Annotated in this window: 5 protein-coding genes; 2 read left to right on the forward strand and 3 right to left on the reverse strand. The window is 46.6% G+C overall.

Features of this window, described 5'->3' with window-relative positions; genetic code table 11:
* Positions 1-172 precede the first annotated feature (172 nt).
* Together AC0QH1_RS13535 and AC0QH1_RS13540 are read left to right on the forward strand one after the other, a co-directional pair.
* Positions 173-835: a 2OG-Fe(II) oxygenase gene (locus AC0QH1_RS13535; RefSeq protein ID WP_324631685.1), complete on the forward strand. Its 663-nt coding sequence runs from the start codon at positions 173-175 to the stop codon at positions 833-835.
* 67 nt (positions 836-902) lie between these two features.
* Positions 903-2,705, forward strand: coding sequence for an ABC transporter ATP-binding protein (locus AC0QH1_RS13540; protein WP_324631686.1), 1,803 nt, complete (start codon positions 903-905; stop codon positions 2,703-2,705).
* A 56-nt stretch (positions 2,706-2,761) separates the two neighbouring features.
* On the opposite strand, the gene AC0QH1_RS13545 is transcribed toward AC0QH1_RS13540, so the two are convergent.
* From AC0QH1_RS13545 to AC0QH1_RS13555, 3 genes are all read right to left on the reverse strand, one after another.
* Positions 2,762-3,829, reverse strand: coding sequence for a serine/threonine protein kinase (locus AC0QH1_RS13545; RefSeq protein ID WP_324631687.1), 1,068 nt, complete (start codon positions 3,827-3,829; stop codon positions 2,762-2,764).
* A 584-nt stretch (positions 3,830-4,413) separates the two neighbouring features.
* A complete protein-coding gene (locus tag AC0QH1_RS13550; RefSeq protein ID WP_324631688.1) occupies positions 4,414-5,118 on the reverse strand; it encodes a hypothetical protein in 705 nt (234 codons plus the stop codon).
* Positions 5,119-5,391: 273 nt separating this feature from the next.
* Positions 5,392-5,625, reverse strand: coding sequence for a hypothetical protein (locus AC0QH1_RS13555; protein WP_324631689.1), 234 nt, complete (start codon positions 5,623-5,625; stop codon positions 5,392-5,394).
* Between the last annotated feature and the right edge of the window lie 752 nt (positions 5,626-6,377).

Here is a 6,377-nt window from a genome sequence, read left to right on the forward strand (position 1 = left end):
TAATTTCATTCCAGATTGTGCCATACTCAGAAACTTCCAGCAATTGCTAGATTTTTCCGGGTTAAATGTATCTGTAACAGGGTGGGGTCAATGGGTTGACCGTCGCCGTTGACAATCCCAACAAAACCGCTCATAAAATCAATAAGATGCTTAAGTTAACCTAAAAAATTCCATGCTAGACCAATTAACCCTATTCGAGCGTTTGGGGGTCTTCGTCATGCGAGACTTCCTCGATCGCCAGCTTTGCCAGCAAATTTTAGCGGAAATTCGTCAAGCCAAGAAATTTCGACCGGGCGAAATCCACCTGAGCGAAGGAAAATTTGTAGTGGATGAAACCATTCGCAAGGTTGAGCAAACCAAATTGTCCCCATCCATCGTTGAAACCGTAGGCCAGAAACTCGGAGCGATTAAGCCCCAATTGGAAAAAAATTTTAAGGTGAAATTGGACGCTTGTCAAGGCCCGAACTTTTTGTTCTACCGAGAAGGTGGCTTTTATCTCCCCCACAAGGATCGGGATTTTGGGAAGGATTACCAATATGTGAACCAAAGGCGACGAGTCTCTACGATAATTTTTGTCAACGGTGAAGGACAGACTGGAGATTGCGATTCTGCCAATATCGACACCTATGAGGGCGGGGCATTAATGTTTTATGGTTTATTAAAAGATGAGAAAGCCGCTCGGTTGGGTTTGTCGCTCAATGGGCAACCGGGCTTGTTAATCGCTTTTGACAGCGCTATAGTGCATGAAGTCAAGCCCGTGACAGCGGGAGAGCGGTTGACGATTGTCAATTGGTTCTTGGGAGAAGAGGAATCAGAAAAGGGGAAGGGTTCCTAACTTGACCGGATTGCCAAAAGTGCGATCGCTCTCTATGTCAATATCGCCCCTAAAATCATTACGAACTTTGAAAACCAAGCTCAAAAATAAGCAACTCTTGGAAAACCTGAAAAGAGCCATTTGTTTAGTCTGGCAAAGCACTCCCCTGTGGAGCGCTGTCACGACGATTCTCTTGCTGGTGCAAGGCGTTTTGCCCATAGTTTCCCTCTATTTAATGAAACGGATCGTCGATGCCGTCACCGTAGGTATTGGCGCGGGTTCTGCTGCCTTTTCCGAGGTGCTGCTGCTGGTGATTCTCGCCGGATTCACCGCTCTGATTGCTGATTGTCTGCGCTCTTTATCCGGATATGCAAGCGAGGCGCACTCCCAAATTGTTACGGATTTTGTCCATGACATTTTGCACGCTAAATCTATCGAACTCGATTTGGAATATTACGAAAATGCCCAGTTTTATAATGCTTTGCATCGCGCCCAACAAGAAGCGGTTTATCGCCCTCAGCGCATCCTGAATAGTTTGGTGCAGTTGGCGCAAAATGGCATTTCTCTGATGGCGATCGCAGCTCTATTAATTTCCCTCCATTGGGCGATCGCTGCAGTCTTGTTAGCCGCAGCACTTCCCGGTTTATTCGTCCGGTTAAACCATACCGGCAAGCTCTATCGTCAGCAACGGGGTTGGACGCTCAAAGAGCGCATCGCTTACTATTTTCATTTGATGCTCGTCCATGATTCCTATGCCAAAGAAGTGCGATTGTTCGATTTGGGGGCGGGATTTCGCCAGCGCTATCGCCACCTGCGCGACTCGATTCGTCAGGAAAAATTGGCGCTGGCTAAATGGCGATCGCAGGCGGAATTAATCACTCAATCCAGCAGCACTCTTGCCGTTTTTGCCGCTTGCGGTTTTATTGCCTATCAAACCCTGATGGATGAAATTACATTAGGGGGACTGGTAATGTACTATCAGGGATTTCAACGGGGTCAAATTTGTTTGCGAGAACTGCTTTCCAGTCTTGCCAGTTTGTATGAAAATAGTTTATTTCTCTCTCATTTATACCAATTTCTGGACTTAAAACCCACAGTTTCCACCCCTTCCCATCCTCATCCCGTTCCCAACCCGTTTGCAGTGGGGGTGACATTTGAAAGAGTTTCTTTTCACTATCCTCATAGCAGTCGTCCCTTACTGGAAGAGATTAATTTAACGATTCCGGCGGGAGAAACCGTGGCGTTGGTGGGAGAAAATGGAGCGGGTAAAACCACGTTAATTAAATTATTATGTCGGCTTTACGATCCGACGGGCGGACGAGTTACAATTGATGGGATTGATTTGCGGGAATTGAATGCGACAGAGTGGCGACGGGAAATTAGTGTGGTGTTTCAAGATTACGTGCGTTACAATTTGACGGTGAGGGAGAATATTGGGTTTGGAAATATTGGGAATTTGAGTGAGGAAGAAGATATTATCAAAGCGGCGCAAAAAGCCGGGGTAGATAAAGCGATCGCTAAACTTCCAAAAGGCTACGAGACGACGTTAGGCACGCAATTTGACGAAGGGGAAGAATTGAGCGTGGGGGAGTGGCAAAAAGTAGCGATCGCCCGGGCTTTTTTGCGATCGGCTCAAATTCTGGTTCTCGACGAACCCACAAGTGCTTTAGATGCGCGATCGGAATCGGAAGTTTTCGAGCAATTTCGCCAACTGATTCAAGGCAAAACGGCAATTTTGATTAGCCATCGTCTGTCAACGGTAAAGATGGTCGATCGCATTTTTGTCTTAGAAAAAGGTAGGATTGTAGAAAGTGGTTCTCACGAAGAATTGTTAAGTCTCGGTGGGACTTACGCGCGATTGTTTGCCATGCAAGCCAAACATTACCAATAAAATTAAAAAAATGCAACTTGAAAGCGATTAATTTGTAATTAAAAATTTTTAATGAACTAAAAACTTTTAATATCGTCAAGAATAGCATCGCAAATTTGCGGCAGTTTCGTCAGTTCATCGGGGCGATCGACTTTTCGCAGGGGGACCGTAGCTGCCAAACGTCCCAAAAAAATAAATTCTCGGTATTGTCTATCGCGGTCTAAGGTTAAAAAGTAGGGATAGCAATGCTCTAGTAACATCATCAAACCAATTTTACTGGGAATTGGCGCGATCGCCGGAGTTGCTAACTCTAATTGGCGCGGTTCTAAGATATAAACAGCCGCAAGACTTGCCGGTTGCGCCTGAAACCGCCACTGGACGGCAGCATTCTCCGCATCCAACTCCACATAGCGTTTATCGATTTGCCTCATCACCCTGGATAAACCGACCTCTGACCCGTAGACGGCGTTAACGGCATTCGGCCACAAGCGCAGACGGGGATATCCGGGTTGAACGAGAAATGAGTTGTCCTTCTCGGTGAGGACTGCTACATCGTCGGCCAGAATGGGACATCCGCGTTTGGCAAAAGCGGCGGCAGTGGTGGATTTTCCCGCCCCTTTAGCGCCGATTAAGGCGATCGCCTGGGTTCCTCCCCTTTTTTTTATCCCCCCCCCGCCCCCCTTTATCCCCCCCCGCCCCCCTTTATCCCCCCCCCCGCCCCCCTTTGAAAGGGGGGAGCCAGGGTCATAATTTTTTGTTGTCCGGGGGGAGCCAGGGGTTCCCACGGCGATCGCACTGGAATGCAGGCAAACTGTCCCCCGCAAGCGCAACGCAGAACCCAATACTGCACCGAGTAAGATGGCGGTGACTTCTGGTAATGGCAAGTTGGTTCGGGCAGAAATTTTTTGGCGCGAGGGGGAAATTTGGAACTCGACCATTCCGTTGCCGCCATAGGAAAGTTCGTAAGTACCGTCGGTTTTTTGCTCTCTGTTTATTTGCCAGCCAGTAGCAGGTTGGGGCGATACAACCGGGCCGGTTTCTGTTAATTCAAATTCGATATCTGTTGGGGCGGGCGAGATGGCTATTAGACCGGGCAGTTGCCGGTTGCTGCTTAGGGTAATGCCGTAAATTTGATAGAAAAACATTTGGTTCAAGGTTGAATTAAAATTTGCTTTAAATTATTAAATAATTTTACTATTGCACTGCAATAGATAGTTAGGACATTCTCGACCGACAGAATCTCTCTTTGTGTCCTCTGTGTCTCTGTGGTTTCGATCCCCCCGGCCCCTTATCCCCTCTAACCCCCTTTTTTATCCCCCCCTTTGGTAATCCCCCCCTAACCCCCCTTTGAAAGGGGGGAGACATTGGTAATCCCCCCCTAACCCCCCTTTGAAAGGGGGGAGACAGAGGAATAAATACGCAAGTTGTCCGGGGGGGGACAGAGGATCGCTTTCGGTTCAAATATAGTTCATCATTAGTAGGGTGGGCAAATGATATCCGAAGCCGGAATTTTTCGGGATTACATAATTTTGCCCACCTTAGACTTAAGTTGTTAGGTGCGTTACGGCGCTGAATTTTAACATTTAGGTTAATGTCAAATAATTGCACAGCGCAAAGACGCACCCTACCGCTTATGTCATTAGGTGGTGCGTTACGGCGCTGAATTTTAACATTTAGGTTAATGTCAAATAATTGAACAGCGCTTAACACACCCTACCGCTCTCTTCGATTAGTTCGATGAATTGGAAGGTAAAAAGCTTTGGAGGAGGGGGACTTCCTCTACACTTTTAAGCCGCCAGCGGTGTTCCCGAGTCATTTCCATGAAAGCCGGAGTGGGCATGGTAATACTGATACTCAAGTTACTCAAAGGGAGTTCATGGCTACTGCCATTTGGAAAAGGAATTTCAGCGACATAACTATTGTCGTTGCTATCGCTTGTTTTCTGATTGGCTTTACCATTCAGCGTAAAGTCGTTGCCTTCTTTGTCCTTGTAGTTTATGGAAACTTCATCTAAAATAGACTGGCTGTCTATCTTAAAACCATTGTTGGTCTTTTCAAAGGAAATACTGCGAGTTAAAGCAACTTTTCCAATAAACAACGTACCAACGTAAGATAGAAGTTTACGGGTGGGAGGGTTTCCCAAAGCTTCGCTGTCTTCTTGACCGGGGACAATGCTCATTTCTCCACTACCAAAATCCTTGAGATCGGAAGTGGCATCATAAGTTTGTCCATACTCTATAGGCTGAATCATGGTACTCAGGACACCATCATTGCTAGTCAAAGAATAAGAAATGACTGATTCACCACTATCGAAGTTGGCCGCGTGAGTGGAACCCTTTTCCCGGTCATATATCCACGTCACATCCCCAAATTTTACATTGGGAGGTTTATTGTCAGGATTGTTAAGTGACTCCATTTCACCGATCTTAGTCATAATGGCTCCCCCAATTTTGGCAACCTTCGTAATTACTGAGAAAAAACTCATACGTCCTCATGGAACGGTTATATGTTCAAACTCTATAGAGAGTTGTAGTTTGTAACTTTCGTCGTTTATATCGTCTATATACTTAAGACGATTATCGAAATCTGCCGCCATAAAGATGTAAATCGCAGAATCATAGAGTTATCTTTGGCGTATAGATTTGGCTATACCTCGAAGTCAATCTTTATTTTTCGAGTTAGAGGCATTGTTTCCCTACGTCCTCGATTAACAAAACGTTAACGCACCCAAAAATCCAAAGGGTAAATACCATAATACATGCAGGGAAAAATCAGTGAAATTTGGAAATCCGTCAAAGCCAGTTGCAACAATCGTGGTAAAAGTTACTTCATTGATTTTCCCATGCTGGTACAGTTTGGGTGGCGAGTAGGGAAGTTTTGCCTCCGGTTCCCCTTCGTTTTCGATGGTGATTTTGTCCGGTTGATTCGTTGAGTCAGACATGATTAATTCCTCTCTTTTTTGGAAATTAAATGAATAGTCGATTGGGAGGGAGCGATCTTCGGGGAAGAAATCGCGCCTCTATAAATAAGACGTTTTACCTGCCCCGTTTGTGAATTTTTCCAGCCAGAGATTTTTTCACTGGCGCGGGCATAACAAAGGGGGAAAAATTGCGCCTCTATAAATAAGACGTTTTCACTGCCCCGTTTGTGAATTTTTTCTGGAAATGGGAGTTGTACGGTTCGCCCCTAGCTCTTATCCCCCCCTAGCCCCCCCTTTGAAAGGGGGGGGACATGAAAGGGGAGGGACATGAAAGGGGGGGACATGAAAGGGGGGAGCCAGAGGAATAATTTTTGTTGTACTCCACTCATAGGGGGCAGTGGACGGTGAGAGAAAAGCCCCGGAGGAAAATTATTTGGCAGGAGGGACTGTGCCGCAAGTGCCGCAATGTCTAAAATTGCGGGGGAATTGCCCCTGCTATTTTTCATTGGAATCTCGCTCTGGCATCCGCCGCTATCCATCCAAACTCGCCAGTATCGTTGAAAAAGTTTTAGCATTTCTGGGATTAAGACGGAGGTGGCGGGAGTTAGGCGATCGCATCCCCGACAGAGATATTCCTCAATAGCCCCCCTTCCCAAGGGGGGTTGGGGGGATAAAACCTCTTGAGCCCCCCTTCCAAAGGGGGGTTGGGGGGATAAAACCTCTTTAGCCCCCCTTCCCAAGGGGGGTTGGGGGGATAAAACCTCAATAGCCCC

This window comes from Phormidium sp. CCY1219 (assembly GCF_055795085.1).